We start from the raw sequence: 18,803 nt of genomic DNA on the forward strand, positions 1-18,803 counted from the left end.
CAAGCGCGATTAGCCGCGGGTGAGTCTGGCGACCGTCTGTCGCGCCGCGGTATCGACCAGTTGCCAGACGTCCTCGAAATCCTTGCTGCCGCCGGTGTACGGGTCCGGGATCTCGTCGCGCGCGTCGACGCCGGCCCACGGCAACCACAGCGCGACCTTGTCGCGTTGCGCGGATGGCGCCAGACGCTGCAGATCGCGCAGATTGTTGCCGTCTGCGCACAGCAGCCAATCGAAGTGGTCGAAATCCTCGTCGCGCACCTGCCGTGCGCGCAGGCCGGAGATATCCACGCCGTGTCCGCGTGCGCAACGGATGGCGCGCGGGTCGGGCGGATCGCCGGCATGCCAATCGCCGGTGCCGGCCGAGTCGACCTCGATGCGGCGCGACACGCGTGCCTCCTCCAGCCGCGCGCGCAAGGCGCCCTCGCCCATCGGCGAACGACAGATATTGCCCAGGCACACGATCAAGACCTTCATGCCGATGCCACCCGCGCTTGTGCACGTGCCAGATCGTCCGGCGTATCGATGCCCGGTGGAAATTGCTCGGGCGTCAGCGCAACGGCGATGCGATGACCGGCTTCCATCGCGCGTAGCTGTTCCAGCGATTCGATGCGCTCCAGCAGGCCGGGCGGCATCGCTGCGAACTGCTGCAGAAACCCGGCGCGATAGGCGTAGATGCCGATATGACGCAGCCATTGCCCCTCCTCGGGCAAGCGGTCGCGCTGACTGGCGAAGCTGTCGCGGTGCCAGGGAATCGGCGCACGGCTGAAATACAGTGCATCCCCGCTCGCGCTGCGCACCAGCTTGACCACATTCGGATCGAACAGATCGTGCGCGCTCTCCACCTGCGCGGCCAGCGTAGCCATCTCCGCGCCGGAGCGCAGCAGCAGCTCGGCGACCGCGCGAATGCCGGCAGCCGGCGCAAACGGTTCGTCGCCTTGCAGATTCACCACGCAGGTGTCGGTGTTCCAGCCGGCGATGCGCGCGCATTCGGCCAGACGATCGGTGCCGGAGACATGGTCGCTTCCGGTCATCGCCACGTGCACGCCGGGCACGCCCTCGATCGCGTCTGAAATTCGTACGTCATCGGTCGCGACCCATACCTCGCGTGCGCCTGCCAATAGCGCCCGCTCGGCCACGTGCTGAATCATCGGACGATCGCCGATCAACTGCAGCGGCTTGCCCGGCAGGCGTGTGGACGCGTAGCGCGCCGGAATGGCGACGACGAAATCGGCAGACAGGGTGTTGGTCATGTGGTTGCGCTCTCGGCAGCAAGGAGTGTTGGAACGGCGGGACGGTCTAGCATGTATCGCACTCTTGCATCAGCAGCGCCGGCGAAAACTGCCGCGCTGCGACGGCTAGCTACGGTTGCATTAGCACAGCATGGCGCCAGCAGTCGTATAGCCACTGTCGCTGGTGCGGCCGCGCAAGGATGCAGCCCTCGTGCTGGAACAGGAGCGGCGAACACCACGCCTGCGCTCAGCGCCAGGCCAGCGCGTGCCGGTGCCCGGTGCGGCTTGTCCCACGCGTACAGTGCGGTTCTGAGCGTACGGCCCGCCCCACCTGACGATTGCTCGCCATGTGTTGTCAGCCGCTCCAGGCGCGTCGCTGTCTACGCAGTGTCTCAACAGCCAATCGCTGCCCGGTCTGAATCGGCATTGGCGATCGGGCGAACCCCAAGGGCGACGCGCAACCGGTCTTGCATCCGCAGCGAGCGCCGCACGACACACCGCCAAGATCAAACGCCCTGCCGGCTGGCCAACTTGTCCAGCCGATCCAGCAGACTCACCCAGAACGCAGCCGGCAACTCCGCCTTGAGCGGCACGCTATACAGCCACTCGTCGGCGAACGGCCGGCACTTCACCGCATCCTTTTCGGTCATCAACACTGGCAGGCGGCTACCGAAACTGAAATCTGCGGCGCGATACACATGATGATCGGGAAAGGCATGTGGGACGACGCCGATCCCGCGGGCGCGCAACATGGCGAAGAAACGCTCCGGGTGCGCGATACCGGCCACGGCGTGCACGCGCTGGCCGGCCAGCATGCTCAGCGGTTGCGCCCGCTTGCCGTCCATTGGCTGCACGCTCTCGATGCTCAGGCGCATCTGCCATTCGCCGAAACCGGCGTCGTCCATTGTCTGTGGCTCTGTGGTGGCGCTGGCCTGGCCCAGATTAACCACGCGGAAGTCGCAATCGCGCGCGCGCGCGGCCGGTTCGCGTAGCGGCCCGGCCGGTAGCAGGCGGCCATTGCCATAACGGCGCTGTCCGTCGACCACTTCGATTTCCACATCGCGTGCCAGCCGGTAATGCTGCAACCCGTCATCGCAGACGATGATGTCGCACCCCGCCTCGACCAGTGCGCGCGCAGCGGCGACACGGTCGCTATCCACGCGCACGCGTGCGCCGGTTTTCCAGGCGATCAACACAGGCTCGTCGCCGCCAAGTGCGACTGCCGTGTCCGCATCGACCCACCGGGCAGTGCCGGAGTCATCGCGGCCATAGCCGCGGCTGGCGACGCCGGGGGTCCATCCGGCCTCTTGCAGCTTGGACACCAGCGCGATGGTCAGCGGGGTCTTGCCGGTGCCACCGGCAGTGACGTTGCCGACCACGATCACCGGCACCGGCACGCCATGCCGCTTGCGCCAGCCGCGGCGGTACAGGCCGCGCCGCAGCGCGATGGCGGCGCCATAGATGGGTGCCAATAGACGCGCCGGTAGCGGTATCGGCGCATTGTCGTACCAATACCCCGGCGTGCGGGTGCCGCGCTTGCTCATGCCTGACGTTCGCGAAACTGCATGCCGTGCAGATGCGAGTACAGCCCGCCCTGCGCCAGCAATTCGTTGTGCGTGCCGCGTTCGACGATGCGGCCCTGGTCCATCACCAGCACCTGATCGGCATGCTCGATGGTGGACAGCCGGTGCGCGATCACCAGCGTGGTACGGTCCGGCATCAGTTTGTGCAAGGCATCCTGCACCAGTCGCTCGGACTCGTTGTCCAGCGCCGCAGTGGCTTCGTCCAGGATCAGGATCGGCGCATCCTTGAGCATCGCGCGTGCGATCGCCAGGCGCTGACGCTGCCCACCGGACAGCCGCCCGCCCTTGGTGCCGACATGCGACTGCAGGCCCTCGGGCAATTGCGCCACGAACTCCATCGCATTGGCGCCAAGGATCGCGCGCTCCAGTTGGCCGGCATCTGCCGTGCGCATTTCGCCATACGCCACGTTGTCGGCGATGCTGCCGTCGAACAGCATGACCTGCTGGCCGACCAGCGCGATCTGGCGACGCAAATCGGCCAACGAATACGCCTGCACCGGGTGACCGTCGAGCAGGATCTGCCCGGCCTCGGCCTCGTAAAAACGCGGGATCAGTTTGATCAGGCTGGACTTGCCGCTCCCGGAGCGGCCGACGATCGCCGTCACCGTGCCGGGCTGCGCGACGAAGCTGACCTCGGCCAGTGCCGGATTCACCTGCCCCGGATAACGCGCGGTCACATCGCGAAATTCAATCAAGCCCTTCGCACGCGTCAGCGGCACCGCGCCCTGATCGGGCTCGTCCGGGCTGTCGAGCACCGAGAACAGCCGCTCGGCCGAGGCCAGGCCACGCTGCACCATGTTCTGCACATTGGTGAGCTGCTTGAGGCCCGGGATGATCGTCAGCATCGAGGTCATCAGCACCACGAAGTCGCCAGCGGTCAGACGCCCGGCCAAAGCCTGGGCACCGGCCACGAACAACAGCGCCGACAACCCGATCGCGCCGATCATCTGCACGGTGGCAGTGGAAATGCCGCGAGTGGATTCGACCTTCATCGCCAGCCGCAAATTGCGATCGGCCAGCGCGCCATACCGCTCCATCTCGGTTTGCTGGGCGCCGTAAATCTTGACCTCTTGGTGGCTGGACAAGGTCTGGTCGGCGGCCTGCAACAAATGCGCGCCACTTTCCTGGATGCTGTGGCTGATGCGTCGATACCGACGCGCCACCTTGTCCATCACCCACGCCAGTACCGGTGCGAGCACCAGGATGGTCAGCGTGACCTGCCAGCTGTGCCACAGCATCAGCGCCAATGCGCCGATCACCTGCAGCGACTGCTGGATCATCACCTTGACCGCATCCACCGCAGCCTGTGCAACCTGATCCGAGTCCGAGCCCAGGCGGATCAGCATCGACGGGACCGGTTCGGAATCGAAACGCGAGCCTGGCAGGCGCAGATACTTGGCCATCACCTTGATGCGCAGATCGCGCGCAATGCTGCGTGCGGATTTGCCCATCGCCATGTCGGTGATGTAGCCGGCAATGCCACGTACCACAAACAGCAGAATGATCTGCACCGGCAGCCAACGGCTGACGTCGGCGTTCTTGTAGATGAACGTTTCGTCGGTGATCGGCTTCATCAACGCCAGAAAGCCGGTGGTGCCGGCGGCTTCGACCAACGCGGCAATCAGCGCAGCGATCAGCAACAGCCGGTACGGCTTGGCGAAGGCCAACAGGCGACGGTACGTGCGCCAGGACGACACTGGCGCCGGGCGGTCGTTGGAGGTGGTCACTGGCGGGTTCCGTTATTGCGTGTCTTGCCGGCAGTGCCGGTCTGAGGCGCGGTCGCAATGGCGATACGCCGGAAGCCGAGTTGTCCCAACGCATCCTGCGCAGTGACCACGGCTTGATACGGGGTACGCGCATCGGCGCGCATCAGCACCGTCTGCTTGCGGTCGTCGCCGGCGATCTGAGCGATGGTCTGCTTCAGCGAGTCTACGTCCGAGCGCAACACTTCCTGGTCGTTGATGAAGTAATGCCCGTCGGCATTGACCAGCACGCTGAGCGAACGCGGCGGCGCACTGGTGTTCTGGTCACTGGCGGTCGGTAGCTGCAGCTGCAGCGTCGAGCGTGCGTCGAAGGTCGTGGTCACCACGAAGAAGATGATGAGGACGAGAATGACGTCAATCAATGGCACCAGGTCGATCTGCGGCTCGTCCTGGCTTCGGTCGCTGCCGATGCGCATCCGTCAGCCCTTTGCCATGACAGGCTTGCTGCCCGCCGCTACCGGCGCTGCGGATGCCGGAACCCCCCGGCCATCCATGGTGTCCAGCAACAGCGTGGCTTCCTGCTCCATCTCGATGATGTAGCCGGCAATGCGCCCCTTGAAGAAACGATGCGCCATCAGCGCAGGCACCGCGATGATCATGCCGGTGGCGGTACACACCAGCGCTTTGCCGATACCACCGGCCAGCTGGTTCACATCGCCCACGCCGTGATCGAGGATGCCCAGGAACATCTGGATCATGCCGACCACCGTGCCGAGCAAACCCAATAGCGGGCCGGCCGACGCGATGGTGCCCAGCGCGTTCAGATAGCGCTCCATGCGATGCACCACGTGGCGACCGGTATCTTCGATGCGTTCACGGACCAGATCGCGCGGACGGCCGCGGACATCCAGTGCAGCAGCCAGTAGCGCACCCAGTGGCGAATTGCGCCGTAGCGACTCGATATGGGTGGGATCCAGCTGGCCGCGCGCAGCCCAGTTACGGACCTCTTCGCCCAGCCCGGGCGGCGTCACCTCGTTGCGGCGCAACGTCCACAGACGCTCCAGCACGATCGCCAGGGCGATCACGCCCAGCAACAGCAACGGCACCATCGGCCAACCGCCCGCCTTGACCAGCTCCAACACGATTCGATTCCTCCGGCAACGCGGCCGCCTGTTCGCTGGCCGATAGGATAGCAGTCGACCGACGCCGTTCCGCAGCATCCCACAGACGTGGTTGCCAACGCCGTCGCTCGCGCACCTGCAGGCCTTCCGCGCCCAGCCAGACCCTGACCGCACCGGACTGGGCAGTGTCGAGCAATTCCGCGCCACTGCCCTGCCAGCGCTGAACTACTTGTGTGCGGGGATGGCCAAAACGGTTGCCATGCCCGGAGGACACCAGCGCCAGCCGCGCGCCCGTGGCGGCAATGAAGCCGGCATGCGAGCCATCTGCGCTGCCATGGTGCGGCACCACGACCACGTCGGCACGCAGCCCCGCAACCTGCTCGCGCATCAAGCGATGCTCGATGAGTTCGTCGATATCGCCTGGCAACAGCGCACTGGCATGCCGCGTCTCGACCCGCAGCACGCAGCTGGACTGATTGCGCAGGTACGGAAAATCCGCACTTGGATGCAGAAAGCGAAAGCGCACGCCATCCCACTCCCACTGCTGGCCGGCTTGGCAGCGCGCACTGACGTCCAGCGGTGCCCCCGGGGGCGCAGCCGTCATCGCGACCGGCAGGCCTGCACGCACTGCTGCATAGCCACCGGCATGATCGGCATCGGCATGACTGAGCACGAGTGCGTCCAGTTGGCGTACCCCGAGCGCACGCAGGGCGGGCAGCACCACGCGCTCACCGGCGTCGAAACCATCGCGCACTGCGGGGCCGGTATCGAACAGCAGCGCGTGCCGTTGCGTGCGCACCAACACTGAAAGACCCTGCCCCACATCCAGCACCTGTAGATCGGCTTCGCCAGCACCGGGCAAGGCGCGATCCGGCCATAGCAGCGGTAGCCACAGCAGCACCGCCATGGCTTTGCCCGGCGTGCCTCGCGGCAGCAATAGCCAGAACGCCCCCAATAGCGCTGCGATCAGCGCAAAGGCATCGGATTCGGGCACCCACCACAACGCCAGCGTGGTCTGCCCAAGCCAGACAAACCCCGGCCAGGTGAGTTCGAAGCACCAGCCCGCCAAGTGCCACGCCCAAACGCCCGCACCGGCATGCAGTGCCTCGAGCGCCGTTCCCAGCAGGCACAGCGGCACCACCACAAAGGTCCACCAGGGAATGGCGACAAGATTGGCCAACGGCCCCACCAGCGATGCTTGTCCAAACAAACTGACCGTCAGCGGCAGCAAGCCGACGGTGGCGACGGTCTGCGCGGACAGGAAGCCGCGCAGAATGCTCCGGTCATCTGCGGGCAGGCACCACACCAGCCAGGCGACGCCGGCGAAACTGAGCCAGAAGCCAGCCACCAGCACGCTAAGCGGGTCCCATACCAGCACTGCAAGCAAGGCCAGCGCGAGAATCTGCGCGGTTGTGGCGCGTCGCCGCGCGACCCGCGCCAGAGCGACGACGGCGATCATCAGCACGGTGCGGACCGTGGGCAGCGCCAGCCCTGCCAACACTGCGTACGCAGCCGCGCCGAGCAGCGCCGCGATGGCTGCGGCGTGGACGCGCGGCATCAGCAGGCTCAAACCCGGCCGCCATCGCCACACGCCGGCCACCGCCAATGCAAAGAACGCGGCAACCAGGCCGACATGAAATCCCGAGATGGCGATCAGATGGCTGAGCCCGGTCGCGCGCAGAGTCGCCCATGCCGCGTCGTCCAGACCGCGCGTGTCGCCCAACGCAAGTGCACGCAGGTAAGGCGCAGAAGGCCCGGAGACCTGTTCGGCAATTCGCAGCGACATCCGGTCGCGCCAGGCATCCACGCCACGCGGGGCGGCAACCTCGCGCGCAGCGCCGAGGTCGCGCACGTAACCGGTGGCTGCAAGGCGCTGCGCCAACGCCTGACGCTCCGCATCGAACCCACCTGGATTACGCAGACCGCGCGGTGCGCGAAGCTTGAGCTGCAGTTGCCAGTCCGCCCCGGCACGCAAGGCAGCACGCGGCCCGATCTGATCGGCGCCGAAGGGGTCGTACCACGCCAGTTGCAAGAGTTTGCCGCGCAGGGCCGCCGGCTGCGTTCGATGGTGATCGACACGCAACTGGAAGCGCGTACGCCGCTGTTCGGCCACCGGCAGCCCGACAATGCGGCCACGCACGGTAATCTCGCGCGCTTCGTCACGCGGTGGCAGTTGCGACTGCACTACCTGGGCGGCTTGCCAGCCGGTCAGCCCGAAGCCCACCGCAGCCGTTGCAAGCACCAGCATCCACACAGGTCGCTGCAGGCGCAGCCACAGGGTCAGCGCGATGCCCAGCACGCCCGCGAACAGGCAGGCGACATACAGCGCCTGCGGCAGTAGCGCTGGCGACCATGCACAAATGACCACACCCAGCAGCAACGCGACTGCGACCGGCAATGCCGATGCAAGACGCGGCAGCGGCGCCGCATGTGCCGACACATCCACATCCATAGGGGCGCCCATGCTCCTGATCGTCCTGATCCAGGAAACAACGCTAGGCCACCCCATCGACTGACGGCAGCGGTGATGTGCGCGTAAGACCGTAGGAAGACACCGGATCTGCTGTAGCGCATTGCCGGCATGCCGTTTTTCGGCACGAATGCCCACCGGTAACGTTCGCGTATCGCTAATGCCGGGCACTGCTGCAGGATATGGATCGAATCGATCGAGTAAGCCCCGAGGCCCGGGCATCCGTTGGTCGAGGCGAACCCGTCGAACCGGGCAGATCGATCAGGTGCAGCTGACGCAGCCAACGTCCGATGAGACCAGCCGGTCACCTAGCGCTGCATTCGCCTCGATTTCATGACCGAAGCGCTATGTTCGACACTGTCTTTGAGGAGTTCCCCCACATGCGTAAAGGCATTGCATTGATTGTCGGCGTGACCGGCATCTCCGGCTATAACCTCGCCAACGTGCTGGTAGCCGACGGTTGGACCGTTTACGGCCTGGCGCGTCGCCCGCTGCCGCATGACGGAGTCATTCCTGTCGCCGCCGATCTGCTGGACGCCGACAGCACCAACAACGCGCTGCGCGGTCTGCCGATCACCCACGTCTTTTTCTGTACCTGGACACGTCGCGACACCGAACGCGAGAACGTCGAGGCCAACGGCGCAATGATGCGGCACCTGTGCGATGCGTTGAGCGACGCGCCGCTGCAGCACATGGCGCTGGTCACCGGCACCAAGCACTATCTGGGCGCGTTCGAAAACTACGGCAGCGGCAAGGCCGAAACGCCGTTCCGCGAAAGCGAGCCGCGCCAGCCGGGCGAAAACTTCTACTACACGCTCGAAGACCTGCTGTTTGCGCATGCCGAGCGTCACGGTTTCGGATGGAGCGTGCATCGCTCGCACACCATGATCGGCATGGCCAATGGCAGCAATGCGATGAACATGGGCGTGACGTTGGCGGTCTACGCCTCGCTGTGCAAGCACACCGGCCAGCCATTCGTGTTCCCAGGCTCGCAGGCGCAGTGGAACAGCCTCACCGATCTGACCGACGCCGGCCTGCTCGGCCGTCAGCTGGCCTGGGCAGGTCTCAGCCCGGCGGCGCGCAACCAGGCATTCAATACCGTCAATGGCGATGTATTCCGCTGGCGCTGGATGTGGGGCGAGATCGCCGCGTTCTTCGACCTCGATGCCGCGCCCTGCCCCGACACGCCGCAGCCATTGGAAGCGCGCTTGACCGAAACCGCACCGGCGCTGTGGGCCGAACTGGTCGCGCAGCACAATCTGGTCGAGTCGGACGTCAACCGTCTGGCCTCGTGGTGGCACACCGATGCCGACCTGGGTCGCGAGATCGAGTGCGTCAACGATATGACCAAGAGCCGCGAACTGGGCTTTGTTGACTTTTACGACAGCCGCGCCTCGTTCTTCGAGCTATTCACCCGATTGCGGGCACTGCGCATCATTCCTTGAGCGATGCCACCCCATCGCTGCAGGCCGCAATGGCCTGCAGCGATGTGGATAGAGGTGGAGTTCAGGGGTTTGGAGCAGCTAACAAAACGACTGTGCTCACCGCAAGATGGGCGCAGCCAGTGCTCGGTGCGGCAGGTACCACTCGTACACGCCAGCTCTAAACGCGCCGTCCACACCCAGCGTTCGGTGCTCGACGCGGTATGTACCACTCCGTACAAGCCAGCTCTGAACGCGCCGTCCACACACCCACCTGGCGACTGCTCGCTAGGCTTTGTTAGCCGCTCCTAGAGCTGCGCTCTGGACATCGCACCAAGTGAGCGACGCACCAAACGAAAACACTGCGCATCCTGCACGCAGCGACATATCGTGAGAAGTACGCCCACTTTATTGCGCGACACGACCGGCAACCCGATCGCATCACAAGCACTCACACTGCAGAGGGTGCCAGCTCGCGCAGCTTGCCTTGATGCAGTTCCAGCACGCGATCCAGACGACGCGCCAAGCTGCGGTCGTGGGTGACCAACACCAGGCTGGTGCGCTGCGCGCGGTTGAGTTCCAACATTAGCTCGAACACGGTGCCGGCGGTCTTGTCGTCGAGGTTGCCGGTGGGCTCGTCGCCCAGCACGCATCCCGGCTTGTTCACCAGCGCACGCGCCACCGCACAGCGCTGCCGCTCGCCGCCGGACAGCTCGCTGGGCTTATGCTCGATGCGATGGCCGAGCCCGACCGATTCCAGCAGCTGCAGAGCCTGCCCACGCGCCACCGCCACCTCCTTGCCCGACAGCAGCACCGGCATCATCACGTTTTCCAGCGCGGTGAATTCCGGAAGCAGATGATGGAACTGGTACACGAAGCCTAGCGCCTGGTTACGCAGCCTGCCGCGCTCGCCATCGGACAGCGCCGACATGCGCCTGCCAGCGACATAGACCTCGCCCGACGTCGGAATATCCAGCCCGCCGAGCAGATGCAGCAACGTGCTCTTGCCCGCGCCGGACGCGCCGACGATCGCCACCGTCTCACCGGTCGCCACCGACAGGTCCAGACCATCGAACACCGGCGTGCGCATCTTGCCTTCGGCGTAGGTCTTGGCCAGTGCCTCGGCGCGGATCACCACATCTGCTGGAGTTGACTTCTGCACGCGCGATTCCAGGATCTCATTCATAACGCAACGCCTCCGCCGGCTGGGTACGCGAGGCGCGCCACGCCGGGTACAAGGTCGCCAGGAAACTCATCACCAAGGCCACCAAGGTGATCACCACCACATCCTGGGTTTGCATGTCGGTGGGCAGGCCGGTGATGTAGTACACATCTTCGGGCAGCAGTTTGACGCTGAAGATCGCCTCGATCAGGCCGAGGATGCGCTCCAGATTGAGCGTCAGCACGATGCCGCCGATCACCCCCATGATCGTGCCCATAAAGCCGATCAACGAGCCCTGCACCATGAACACCTGCATCACCCCGCCAGGCGACAAACCCAGCGTACGCAGGATCGCGATGTCGGCCTGCTTGTCGGTGACCAGCATCACCTGCGACGACACCAGATTGAACGCACCCATCGCCACGATCAGCGACAGCAGGATGCCCATCACGGTCTTTTCCATCTTCAACGAGTGATAGAGATTGGCGTTTTCCTGGGTCCAGTCGCTCACCCGGTACGGGCCGTGCAACTTCAGCGCCAGATCGCGCGCGACGTTCCAGGCCTGATCCATGTCGTGCAGGCGCAGCCGCACGCCGGTGACGCCATCCATGCGCAAGACCCGCCCCAGATCCTGCATGTTGACCACGGCCAGCCCGCGATCGATCTCGTTGTAGCCGGCTTCGAAAATCCCGCTGACGGTGAAGCGTTTGAGCCGCGGCATCGCGCCGAGCGGCGTGGCCTGCGTATCGCTGAGCAAGACAACGATGCTGTCGCCCACATCCACGCCCAACCACAGCGCCAGCTCCTTGCCGATGACGATGTTGTAGGAACCCGGGGTCAGGCTATCGACCGAGCCCTGCTGCATCTTCTTGGCCAGCACCGACACTTTGTTCTCTTCGGCCGGAACGATGCCACGCACGATGGCCGGCTGCTTGCGCGGGCCCTGCAGCAGCGATTCGGTTTCGATATACGGTGCGGCGCCAGCAACGCGCGGGTCGGCCATGGCGACCTCGACCGCATGCTGCCAGTCGCGCATCGGCGCACCTTCGGCGCTGACGGTGGCGTGCGCGGCCATCTGCAACAGGCGGTCGCGGATTTCCTTCTGAAAACCGCTCATCACTGCCAACGTGGTGATCAGCACGGTCACGCCCAGGGCGATGCCCAGGATCGATGCCATCGAGATAAACGAGATGAAGCCATTGCGCCGCTTGGCACGCAGGTAGCGCAAGCCGATGGCAACCGGGATAGGTTTGAACATGCGGTTCAACCAGAAAAGGGACGCTATGGTGACACTTGCGGACGCCCGGACGAAATCGCGTGTGCCTGGGCGGCCAGACGCAGTTCACGTCGTTGCGGCGCCGGCAAGGTATCCGGCCAGAAATGCAGGCGCTCACGGCGCATATCCAGCCGGGTCCATGACACCACCGCAATCGGCCCGCGCCAGGCAACCTGCACGTTCTGCACCTGGGTGCCGTCAATGCTGGCGGGGCTCTCGCCCCACGGCACAACCAGTTGCCGCAGTGGCGAACGCAACAGCAGCCACAGCGATCTTCCGACCGATACCGCTACGCCGATGGACAACATGACAGCCAACCAAGCCGGCACACCGCTACGCCAGACGGCGCACAGTGCCAGCACGGCGAGCAGGCTCAGTGCGCAAACAAGCCCGCGCGAGGGCCGCCATTCAAGCCGGCAAGGCGCGAATATCGGCGATAAGTGCGGCGTTGGCGACATCCGGGCAAGCCTCGTAACCCATGAACCAGCGCCACAACTTATCGTCTTCGCAATCCAGCAGCTGTAGGAAAACCGCGCGTTCCGACTCGGAAGCCTGCGCCCAGCGTTGATCCAGATAGCGCCCGAACAGCTGATCCAGCTCGCGCATGCCACGCCGGCAACGCCAGCGCAGCTTTTTCAACAAGGTTTCTTCGTCCATCTCTCTCTCCTCCCTGCCCTGCGGCGGGAGCGAAAACGACAGCGGCACCTGACCATCAGGCCGGTGCCGCTGCGAACCACATCCCGCAAACGCGAGACCTCAGTGCCTTGCGATCAGGCGCGACGCGCCATCATCAACTTCTTGATCTCGGCGATCGCCAGCGCAGGATTCAGGCCCTTCGGGCAGGTCCGTGCGCAGTTCATGATGGTATGGCAGCGATACAACTTGAACGGGTCTTCCAGATCGTCCAGACGTGCGCCGGTGTCTTCATCGCGCGAGTCGACGATCCAGCGGTACGCCTGCAGCAAGATCGCTGGGCCCAGGTAACGCTCGCCATTCCACCAGTAGCTCGGGCAGCTGGTCGAGCAGCATGCGCAAAGGATGCACTCGTACAAGCCGTCGAGCTTTTTGCGGTCTTCCGGTGACTGCAGGCGTTCGCGATCCGGCGGCGGCGGGGTCTGAGTGCGGATCCACGGCTTGATCGACGCGTACTGCGCATAGAAGTGGGTCAGGTCCGGGACCAGATCCTTGATCACATCCATGTGCGGCAGCGGGTAGATCGGCACTTCGGCCTTGCCGCAGGCATCGATCGCCTTGGTGCAGGCCAGCGTATTGGTGCCGTCGATATTCATCGCGCACGAGCCGCAGATGCCCTCGCGGCACGAACGACGGAAGGTGAGGGTCGGGTCGATCTCGTTCTTGATCTTGATCAGTGCGTCCAACACCATCGGGCCGCACTTGTCGAGATCGATCTCGTAGCTGTCGGTGCGCGGGTTGGCGTCGCCATCCGGATCCCAGCGGTAGACCTTGAAGGTGCGCGTGTTCTTGGCGCCCTGCGCAGGGTAATGCTTACCCTTGCCGATCTTTGAATTCTTGGGGAGGGTGAACTCTGCCATAGCTGCTCTCGTTGGCTCAGGCGATGCGCGGTGCGAACGACAGCCGCACCGTGCGCATGAAGGTAAAAACGATGGATGCCGCCACCGAAGCGGCGGTGCAACGACCGGCGTATTGCCGGCGCTGCCCCTGCGTGATGAAACGCCCCGACCGCTGCAAGTAATTACCGCCACGCCAGGACAACCCGGCGGCTGGCTTCAATGCAGCGAAGGCGCGTTGCATGCGCATCGATCAGTAAACGCGCGGCTTCGGCGGGACGACATCCACGTCCTGACTCAGCGTGTACATGTGCACCGGGCGATATTCGAACTCGCACTTGCCCTTGTCGTCGACGGTGACCAGCGTGTGCTTCTGCCAGTTGACGTCGTCGCGGTCCGGGAAGTCTTCATGCGAATGCGCGCCGCGGCTTTCCTTGCGCTGCTCGGCCGAATTGATCGTCGCCACTGCGTTGAGCAGCAGGTTGTTCAATTCGTAGGTCTCGATCAGATCCGAGTTCCACACCAGCGAGCGGTCGGACACCTTGACGTCTTCGAAGGTGGCGAAAATCTCGGCCATCTTGTCCACGCCTTCTTTCAACGTCTTGCTGGTGCGGAACACCGCAGCGTCGGACTGCATGGTGCGCTGCATGTTGTCGCGGATCACCGAGGTCGGCGTGGAGCCGTTGGCATAACGCAACTTGTCCAGCAAGCCCAGCGCCTTGTCGCAAGCATCGGACGGCAACGTCTTGTGCGGCTGGTTGGGCTTGACCGTCTCGGCGCAGCGGTTTGCCACCGCACGACCGAACACCACCAGATCCAGCAACGAGTTGGAACCCAGACGGTTGGCACCGTGTACCGACACGCAGGCGGCTTCGCCGATCGCGTACAGACCAGGCACCACCGCATCCGGGTCGTCGCCCTGCTTGCGCACGACTTCGCCGTAGAAATTGGTCGGAATGCCGCCCATGTTGTAGTGCACGGTCGGCAGCACCGGGATCGGCTGCTTGGTCACGTCCACACCGGCAAAAATGTGGGCGCTTTCGGCGATGCCGGGGAGCTTTTCGTTGATGACTTCCGGGCCGAGGTGGGTCAGGTCGAGCAGGATGTGATCCTTGTGCTCGCCGACGCCGCGGCCTTCGCGGATTTCCACGGTCATCGAGCGCGACACCACGTCGCGCGAAGCCAGATCCTTGTAATGCGGTGCATAGCGCTCCATGAAGCGCTCGCCGTTGCTGTTGCGCAAAATTCCGCCTTCGCCGCGCACGCCTTCGGTGATCAGGCAGCCCGCACCGTAAATGCCGGTGGGATGGAACTGCACAAACTCCATGTCCTGCACTGGCAGGCCGGCACGCATCACCAGGCCGCCGCCGTCACCGGTGCAGGTGTGAGCGGAGGTGGCACTGAAGTAGGCACGGCCATAGCCGCCGGTGGCCAGCACCACGCCGTGGGCGCGGAACAGATGCAACGAACCTTCGGCCATGTCGAGCGCCAGCACGCCGCGGCAGACACCCTCTTCGTCGAAGATCAGGTCGAGTGCGAAGTACTCGATCATGAAACGCGCGTTGTGGGCGAGCGACTGCTGATACAGGGTATGCAGCATGGCGTGGCCGGTACGGTCGGCTGCCGCGCAGGTGCGCTGCGCCGACGGGCCTTCGCCGTACTTGGTGGTCATGCCGCCGAACGGGCGCTGATAGATCTTGCCCTCTTCGGTACGCGAGAACGGCACGCCGTAGTGTTCCAGCTCGATGATGGCCGGAATCGCTTCGCGACACATGTACTCGATTGCGTCCTGGTCGCCCAGCCAATCGGAGCCCTTGATGGTGTCGTAGAAGTGGTAGCGCCAATCGTCTTCGCCCATGTTGCCGAGCGCAGCGGAAATACCGCCTTGCGCCGCCACGGTGTGCGACCGGGTCGGGAAGACCTTGGTCAGGCAGACCGTCTGCAGGCCTTTCTGGGCCAAGCCGAACGTGGCACGCAGGCCGGCGCCGCCGGCACCCACCACGACCATGTCGTACTTGTGTTCAGTGATCTTGTAAGCGGACATCTAATCTGGATTCCTGTTCTGTGTGCCCGATGACTCAGGCACCGCCCAGCGCGATGCGCGCCACTGCGAAAATGCTGACGATCGCGCCAAGCACGGCGATGAACTTCACCGTCGTCTGCAACGCCAGCGCCAGCAACGAGTTGTGGATGTAGTCCTCGAGCACGACCTGCAGGCCAAGCTGCGCATGCCAGAACATCGCCACCAGGAACCCGACCAGCAACACCGCGTTCCACGGCTTGGACACCGCAGTGACCGCAGTCGTGTAGTCGGAACCGAGCAGGCTCAGCACGAATGCCACGAACCAGATCGCCAGCACGACCAGCGCTGTCGCGGTCAGACGCTGCATCACGAAATGTTCGGTACCGGTCTTGGCCGCGCCCAGACCACGCACATTTTTCAACGGGGTGCGATAGCGGCTCATGCGGAAGCTCCAGTCAGGACATACGCCCAGATCGCAGCGGTCAGCACCAGGCTAGCGATCACCGAGGTCCAGCTGCTGCGGATAAAGGCGGGGATGCTGAAGCCGCGGCCGAAGTCCTGGACGATGTGGCGGATGCCGTTGGCCAGGTGATAGGTAAAAGCCCATGACCAAGCGAACAGGAACACCTGGCCGTACCAGGCGCCCAGCTGCTGGGTCAGGCAATTCCAGTGGTCCTCACCTAGCATCAGCAAGAGCAGCGAGACGGCGATGACCAGCGCGCCTCCGGAAAGGATGACGCCGGTAGCTCGATGCAGGATCGAGGTCGCCATCTGGATCTGCCAGCGGTAGACCTGCAGATGTGGAGAAGTGGGACGTTCGCGGATCGCCATTCGCTGGGCTCGTTTTCTCGGCTGGGCGGCACTAGGCCGCTGTGGCTAAAAGCTGCTCAAAAATCGATGCAGCGTCCATTTTTTTCCCAGTCGCCGTAGCGCGTTGGCTCGGGGCCGTCGCGTCCACCAATCTCCTTCGGCAGTGGCTTCTTCTCGGGAATCTGCTCCTGAGGGGAAGGCTGCGTCTCGGAATCCAGCGCTGGGGTGGGGGTTGGATGGCCTATCATAGTGGTCTCACAACGTTGCGATTTTAGTCCTCCCCCTCCATGGCTGACAACCTGAATCTTATTCCACAGGGTTTTGGCTCCCTGCACGATATGCAATACGTCCGACTGGTCGGGACGGATGCAGTGTCGTTCGCACATGCCCAATTCGCCAATGACGTCCAGGCGCTGGCGATCGGGCAGTGGCAATGGAATGCGTGGTTGACGGCGAAGGGGCGCGTGATCGCCATCTTCGCACTCCTGCGTGAGGACGACGCGCAGTTGCTGATGGTGTTGCCGGACGGCAACGCGGCCGAAATCTCCGCGCAACTCGGCCGTTTCGTGTTCCGGCGCAAGCTGAAAATCAACGCGGCCGCGCTGCTAGCGTATGGCGGTTTCGCGGTGCCAGAACATGCGCAAGGCGCACATGCCGAGATCGGAACGCTGCGTATCGCGCTGGATATGGGCGTCGCTGCCTTTCCACGCACGCTCTTGCTTTTCAGCGACGACGCATTGGCCGCGCCTATCGAATTGCCCAGCATCGACGCGCAATGGCGCCGCGCGGATCTGCAACTAGGTCTGGTTCGCCTGCCGGATGCGCAGCGCGAACAATGGACGCCGCAGCAACTGGCACTGGACCGCCTGCAGGCTTTCAGCGTCAAGAAGGGCTGCTACCCGGGTCAGGAGATCGTTGCGCGCACGCATTTTCTGGGCAAGGCCAAGCGTGCGTTGCAACTGCTGGAGACTGAAGCCGCTGCCCAGGCGGGCGATAGCGTCGAACTGGACGGCGCAGCCATCGGCACGGTGGTCAGCGTTGCCGGCGATCTGGCGCTTGCGGTGTTGCCACTGGAATTGACCGTGGACGCCAGCACCACCCTGCAAGCCGGCGCGCACCCCGCGCGCCCGCTTGCCATCTTGTCCGGGCTGGAGCGTTAAGCCGGCTCCAGCCGCTGCCCGGTTGCCGGGTCGAAGAAATGCAGGGCATCGCTGCGCAATGCCAGGCGGAGAGGCTGCCCGACCACTGGCAGCGCCTGCGGCGCGACGCGGATCACCAGCGGCTGCCCGCCGCGATCGAGGTTGAGGAAGATCTCGTTGCCGACCGGCTCGATGACCTCCACTTGCGCATCGAAGCCCAACTGCGCATCGCTGGACGGCTGCAGATGCTCGGGGCGCACGCCGACGATCACGTCCTGACCGAACCAGCGGCGATCGACCTGCGCGGCGCCCAGCGGCACCCGCCAGCCGTCGGCCATGACGAGATGCAGGCCATCCTGCTCATCCAGCCGTCCCTGCAGCATATTCATCGCCGGGCTGCCCAGGAAACCGGCGACAAACAGGTTGGCCGGACGGTCGTACAGCGCCATCGGGCTGTCGATCTGCTGAATCACGCCGTCCTTGAGCACCACGATGCGCTGACCGAGGGTCATCGCTTCGACCTGATCGTGGGTGACGTAGATCATGGTGGTGCCGAGCTTGCGATGCAGCTGCGCGATCTCGGTGCGCACGCTGTGGCGCAACTTGGCATCTAGATTGGACAGCGGTTCGTCGAGCAGGAACACCGACGATTCGCGCACCATCGCCCGCCCGAGCGCCACACGCTGACGCTGGCCGCCGGACATCGCCTTGGGCAACTTGTCGAGCATCGGGGTCAGGCCCAGCAGTTCGGCGGCGTTATTGACGCGCTCGGCGATGACCTGCTTCGGGTGACCACGCAGCTTGAGCCCGAAGGCCAGATTTTCCGCAACGGTCATGTGCGGGTACAGCGCATAGCTCTGGAACACCATGGCGATGTCGCGATCCTTCGGCGCCACGTCGTTCACCACGCGTTCGCCGATCTTGAGCGTGCCTGCGCTGATGTCCTCGAGCCCGGCAATCATGCGCAACAGTGTCGACTTGCCGCAGCCGGACGGCCCGACCAGCACCATCAGCTCGCCATCGGCCACCTCGAAGCTTGCGCCCTGCACCGCCACCTGGCCGTTCTCATAGACCTTGCGGACACCTTCCAACTGCACTTTCGCCATCGTTCGGCCTCAACGTTTGTATGCGCCCTGCCCTCGGCCCTCCCGATGGCAATGACGACCGACCCGTTTGCGAGGAAATCTCCTGCAAACGAATGCATTGGTTTATTCTGACATGTAATCGTTTTCACATGGCAACATCGATCTCTGGAGGGACCATGCCGCTACCGACCCACGCCGCCGTTTCCGGCGACGTTACCTGCATCGCGCGAGCGGGCATTCCGCCACGCAGGT

General features: G+C 64.4%; 20 protein-coding genes and 2 other RNA genes. 4 read left to right on the top strand and 18 right to left on the bottom strand.

Features of this window, described 5'->3' with window-relative positions:
- Positions 1-9: 9 nt before the first annotated feature.
- Complete coding sequence (locus ACZZ0O_RS17265) at positions 10-474, bottom strand: low molecular weight protein-tyrosine-phosphatase (protein WP_463591373.1); 465 nt, start codon at positions 472-474, stop codon at positions 10-12.
- Positions 471-1,250, bottom strand: a complete 780-nt coding sequence (kdsB, locus tag ACZZ0O_RS17270) for a 3-deoxy-manno-octulosonate cytidylyltransferase (RefSeq protein WP_463591374.1) — start codon at positions 1,248-1,250, stop codon at positions 471-473. The genes ACZZ0O_RS17265 and kdsB overlap by 4 nt, the downstream gene beginning before the upstream one ends.
- A gap of 264 nt (positions 1,251-1,514) precedes the next feature.
- On the opposite strand from kdsB, the gene ACZZ0O_RS17275 reads away from it, so the two are divergent.
- A non-coding RNA gene (locus tag ACZZ0O_RS17275) (sX9 sRNA) lies at positions 1,515-1,590 on the top strand.
- A gap of 145 nt (positions 1,591-1,735) precedes the next feature.
- On the opposite strand, the gene lpxK is transcribed toward ACZZ0O_RS17275, so the two are convergent.
- Genes lpxK through ACZZ0O_RS17300 form a run of 5 tightly spaced genes read right to left on the bottom strand, consistent with a single transcriptional unit; the run spans position 1,736 to position 8,088 of the window.
- Positions 1,736-2,773 (bottom strand): tetraacyldisaccharide 4'-kinase, encoded by a 1,038-nt coding sequence (lpxK, locus tag ACZZ0O_RS17280; RefSeq protein ID WP_463591375.1) that lies wholly within the window; start codon positions 2,771-2,773, stop codon positions 1,736-1,738.
- Positions 2,770-4,539, bottom strand: coding sequence for a lipid A export permease/ATP-binding protein MsbA (gene msbA / locus ACZZ0O_RS17285; protein WP_115527847.1), 1,770 nt, complete (start codon positions 4,537-4,539; stop codon positions 2,770-2,772). Before msbA ends, lpxK begins: the two co-directional genes overlap by 4 nt.
- Complete coding sequence (locus ACZZ0O_RS17290; RefSeq protein ID WP_463591376.1) at positions 4,536-4,991, bottom strand: ExbD/TolR family protein; 456 nt, start codon at positions 4,989-4,991, stop codon at positions 4,536-4,538. The genes msbA and ACZZ0O_RS17290 overlap by 4 nt, the downstream gene beginning before the upstream one ends.
- A gap of 3 nt (positions 4,992-4,994) precedes the next feature.
- Complete coding sequence (locus ACZZ0O_RS17295) at positions 4,995-5,624, bottom strand: MotA/TolQ/ExbB proton channel family protein (protein WP_463592482.1); 630 nt, start codon at positions 5,622-5,624, stop codon at positions 4,995-4,997.
- Positions 5,512-8,088: a DNA internalization-related competence protein ComEC/Rec2 gene (locus ACZZ0O_RS17300; protein ID WP_463592483.1), complete on the bottom strand. Its 2,577-nt coding sequence runs from the start codon at positions 8,086-8,088 to the stop codon at positions 5,512-5,514. Before ACZZ0O_RS17300 ends, ACZZ0O_RS17295 begins: the two co-directional genes overlap by 113 nt.
- Before the next feature lie 398 nt (positions 8,089-8,486).
- Here ACZZ0O_RS17300 and ACZZ0O_RS17305 point away from each other — a divergent pair, with 398 nt between their 5' ends.
- Entirely contained in the window at positions 8,487-9,551 is a 1,065-nt protein-coding gene (locus ACZZ0O_RS17305; protein ID WP_463591377.1) for an SDR family oxidoreductase, read from the top strand.
- A gap of 200 nt (positions 9,552-9,751) precedes the next feature.
- A non-coding RNA gene (locus ACZZ0O_RS17310) (sX9 sRNA) lies at positions 9,752-9,831 on the top strand.
- 147 nt (positions 9,832-9,978) lie between these two features.
- Here the strand turns inward: ACZZ0O_RS17310 and lolD are convergent.
- From lolD to ACZZ0O_RS17360, 10 genes are all read right to left on the bottom strand, one after another.
- Positions 9,979-10,713 (bottom strand): lipoprotein-releasing ABC transporter ATP-binding protein LolD, encoded by a 735-nt coding sequence (lolD, locus tag ACZZ0O_RS17315; RefSeq protein ID WP_161961624.1) that lies wholly within the window; start codon positions 10,711-10,713, stop codon positions 9,979-9,981.
- The gene (locus ACZZ0O_RS17320; RefSeq protein WP_055854177.1) at positions 10,706-11,947 is read right to left on the bottom strand and encodes a lipoprotein-releasing ABC transporter permease subunit; all 1,242 of its coding nucleotides are present in this window, start codon (positions 11,945-11,947) and stop codon (positions 10,706-10,708) included. The genes lolD and ACZZ0O_RS17320 overlap by 8 nt, the downstream gene beginning before the upstream one ends.
- A 23-nt stretch (positions 11,948-11,970) precedes the next feature.
- Positions 11,971-12,423, bottom strand: a complete 453-nt coding sequence (locus tag ACZZ0O_RS17325) for a hypothetical protein (RefSeq protein WP_463591378.1) — start codon at positions 12,421-12,423, stop codon at positions 11,971-11,973.
- Positions 12,374-12,622, bottom strand: coding sequence for an FAD assembly factor SdhE (locus ACZZ0O_RS17330; protein WP_055854170.1), 249 nt, complete (start codon positions 12,620-12,622; stop codon positions 12,374-12,376). Before ACZZ0O_RS17330 ends, ACZZ0O_RS17325 begins: the two co-directional genes overlap by 50 nt.
- A 113-nt stretch (positions 12,623-12,735) precedes the next feature.
- On the bottom strand, positions 12,736-13,518 hold the full coding sequence (locus tag ACZZ0O_RS17335) for a succinate dehydrogenase iron-sulfur subunit (protein WP_115562154.1): 783 nt from the start codon (positions 13,516-13,518) through the stop codon (positions 12,736-12,738).
- A gap of 16 nt (positions 13,519-13,534) precedes the next feature.
- Positions 13,535-13,738: a hypothetical protein gene (locus ACZZ0O_RS17340; RefSeq protein ID WP_323537110.1), complete on the bottom strand. Its 204-nt coding sequence runs from the start codon at positions 13,736-13,738 to the stop codon at positions 13,535-13,537.
- Positions 13,739-13,747: 9 nt separating this feature from the next.
- Positions 13,748-15,538, bottom strand: coding sequence for a succinate dehydrogenase flavoprotein subunit (gene sdhA, locus ACZZ0O_RS17345; protein ID WP_055854164.1), 1,791 nt, complete (start codon positions 15,536-15,538; stop codon positions 13,748-13,750).
- Between the two features lie 34 nt (positions 15,539-15,572).
- Positions 15,573-15,959 carry a succinate dehydrogenase, hydrophobic membrane anchor protein gene (gene sdhD / locus ACZZ0O_RS17350; protein ID WP_055854161.1) on the bottom strand — a complete coding sequence of 129 codons (387 nt, stop codon included), beginning with the start codon at positions 15,957-15,959 and terminating at the stop codon, positions 15,573-15,575.
- The gene (sdhC, locus tag ACZZ0O_RS17355) at positions 15,956-16,348 is read right to left on the bottom strand and encodes a succinate dehydrogenase, cytochrome b556 subunit (protein ID WP_463591379.1); all 393 of its coding nucleotides are present in this window, start codon (positions 16,346-16,348) and stop codon (positions 15,956-15,958) included. Before sdhC ends, sdhD begins: the two co-directional genes overlap by 4 nt.
- A 56-nt stretch (positions 16,349-16,404) precedes the next feature.
- Positions 16,405-16,713, bottom strand: coding sequence for a DUF1674 domain-containing protein (locus tag ACZZ0O_RS17360; protein ID WP_463591380.1), 309 nt, complete (start codon positions 16,711-16,713; stop codon positions 16,405-16,407).
- Between ACZZ0O_RS17360 and ygfZ the strand changes: the two genes are divergently transcribed.
- Entirely contained in the window at positions 16,615-17,487 is an 873-nt protein-coding gene (gene ygfZ / locus ACZZ0O_RS17365; protein ID WP_463591381.1) for a CAF17-like 4Fe-4S cluster assembly/insertion protein YgfZ, read from the top strand. The genes ACZZ0O_RS17360 and ygfZ overlap by 99 nt on opposite strands.
- Here the strand turns inward: ygfZ and ACZZ0O_RS17370 are convergent.
- On the bottom strand, positions 17,484-18,572 hold the full coding sequence (locus tag ACZZ0O_RS17370; RefSeq protein ID WP_115527856.1) for an ABC transporter ATP-binding protein: 1,089 nt from the start codon (positions 18,570-18,572) through the stop codon (positions 17,484-17,486). The two genes, ygfZ and ACZZ0O_RS17370, sit on opposite strands and share 4 nt — an antisense overlap.
- Positions 18,573-18,803: the final 231 nt, after the last annotated feature.

The sequence above is a fragment of the Xanthomonas sp. AC360 genome, assembly GCF_979258225.1.

Excerpts from the sequence above, each read along its gene's own strand:
- ACZZ0O_RS17265 (WP_463591373.1), bottom strand. The coding sequence starts at position 474 with ATGAAGGTCTTGATCGTGTGCCTGGGCAATATCTGTCGTTCGCCGATG.
- kdsB (WP_463591374.1), bottom strand. The coding sequence starts at position 1,250 with ATGACCAACACCCTGTCTGCCGATTTCGTCGTCGCCATTCCGGCGCGC.
- lpxK (WP_463591375.1), bottom strand. The coding sequence starts at position 2,773 with ATGAGCAAGCGCGGCACCCGCACGCCGGGGTATTGGTACGACAATGCG.
- ACZZ0O_RS17290 (WP_463591376.1), bottom strand. The coding sequence starts at position 4,991 with ATGCGCATCGGCAGCGACCGAAGCCAGGACGAGCCGCAGATCGACCTG.
- ACZZ0O_RS17295 (WP_463592482.1), bottom strand. The coding sequence starts at position 5,624 with ATGGTGCCGTTGCTGTTGCTGGGCGTGATCGCCCTGGCGATCGTGCTG.
- ACZZ0O_RS17300 (WP_463592483.1), bottom strand. The coding sequence starts at position 8,088 with ATGGATGTGGATGTGTCGGCACATGCGGCGCCGCTGCCGCGTCTTGCA.
- ACZZ0O_RS17305 (WP_463591377.1), top strand. The coding sequence starts at position 8,487 with ATGCGTAAAGGCATTGCATTGATTGTCGGCGTGACCGGCATCTCCGGC.
- lolD (WP_161961624.1), bottom strand. The coding sequence starts at position 10,713 with ATGAATGAGATCCTGGAATCGCGCGTGCAGAAGTCAACTCCAGCAGAT.
- ACZZ0O_RS17320 (WP_055854177.1), bottom strand. The coding sequence starts at position 11,947 with ATGTTCAAACCTATCCCGGTTGCCATCGGCTTGCGCTACCTGCGTGCC.
- ACZZ0O_RS17325 (WP_463591378.1), bottom strand. The coding sequence starts at position 12,423 with ATGTCGCCAACGCCGCACTTATCGCCGATATTCGCGCCTTGCCGGCTT.
- ACZZ0O_RS17330 (WP_055854170.1), bottom strand. The coding sequence starts at position 12,622 with ATGGACGAAGAAACCTTGTTGAAAAAGCTGCGCTGGCGTTGCCGGCGT.
- ACZZ0O_RS17335 (WP_115562154.1), bottom strand. The coding sequence starts at position 13,518 with ATGGCAGAGTTCACCCTCCCCAAGAATTCAAAGATCGGCAAGGGTAAG.
- ACZZ0O_RS17340 (WP_323537110.1), bottom strand. The coding sequence starts at position 13,738 with ATGCAACGCGCCTTCGCTGCATTGAAGCCAGCCGCCGGGTTGTCCTGG.
- sdhA (WP_055854164.1), bottom strand. The coding sequence starts at position 15,538 with ATGTCCGCTTACAAGATCACTGAACACAAGTACGACATGGTCGTGGTG.
- sdhD (WP_055854161.1), bottom strand. The coding sequence starts at position 15,959 with ATGAGCCGCTATCGCACCCCGTTGAAAAATGTGCGTGGTCTGGGCGCG.
- sdhC (WP_463591379.1), bottom strand. The coding sequence starts at position 16,348 with ATGGCGATCCGCGAACGTCCCACTTCTCCACATCTGCAGGTCTACCGC.
- ygfZ (WP_463591381.1), top strand. The coding sequence starts at position 16,615 with ATGGCTGACAACCTGAATCTTATTCCACAGGGTTTTGGCTCCCTGCAC.
- ACZZ0O_RS17360 (WP_463591380.1), bottom strand. The coding sequence starts at position 16,713 with ATGTGCGAACGACACTGCATCCGTCCCGACCAGTCGGACGTATTGCAT.
- ACZZ0O_RS17370 (WP_115527856.1), bottom strand. The coding sequence starts at position 18,572 with ATGGCGAAAGTGCAGTTGGAAGGTGTCCGCAAGGTCTATGAGAACGGC.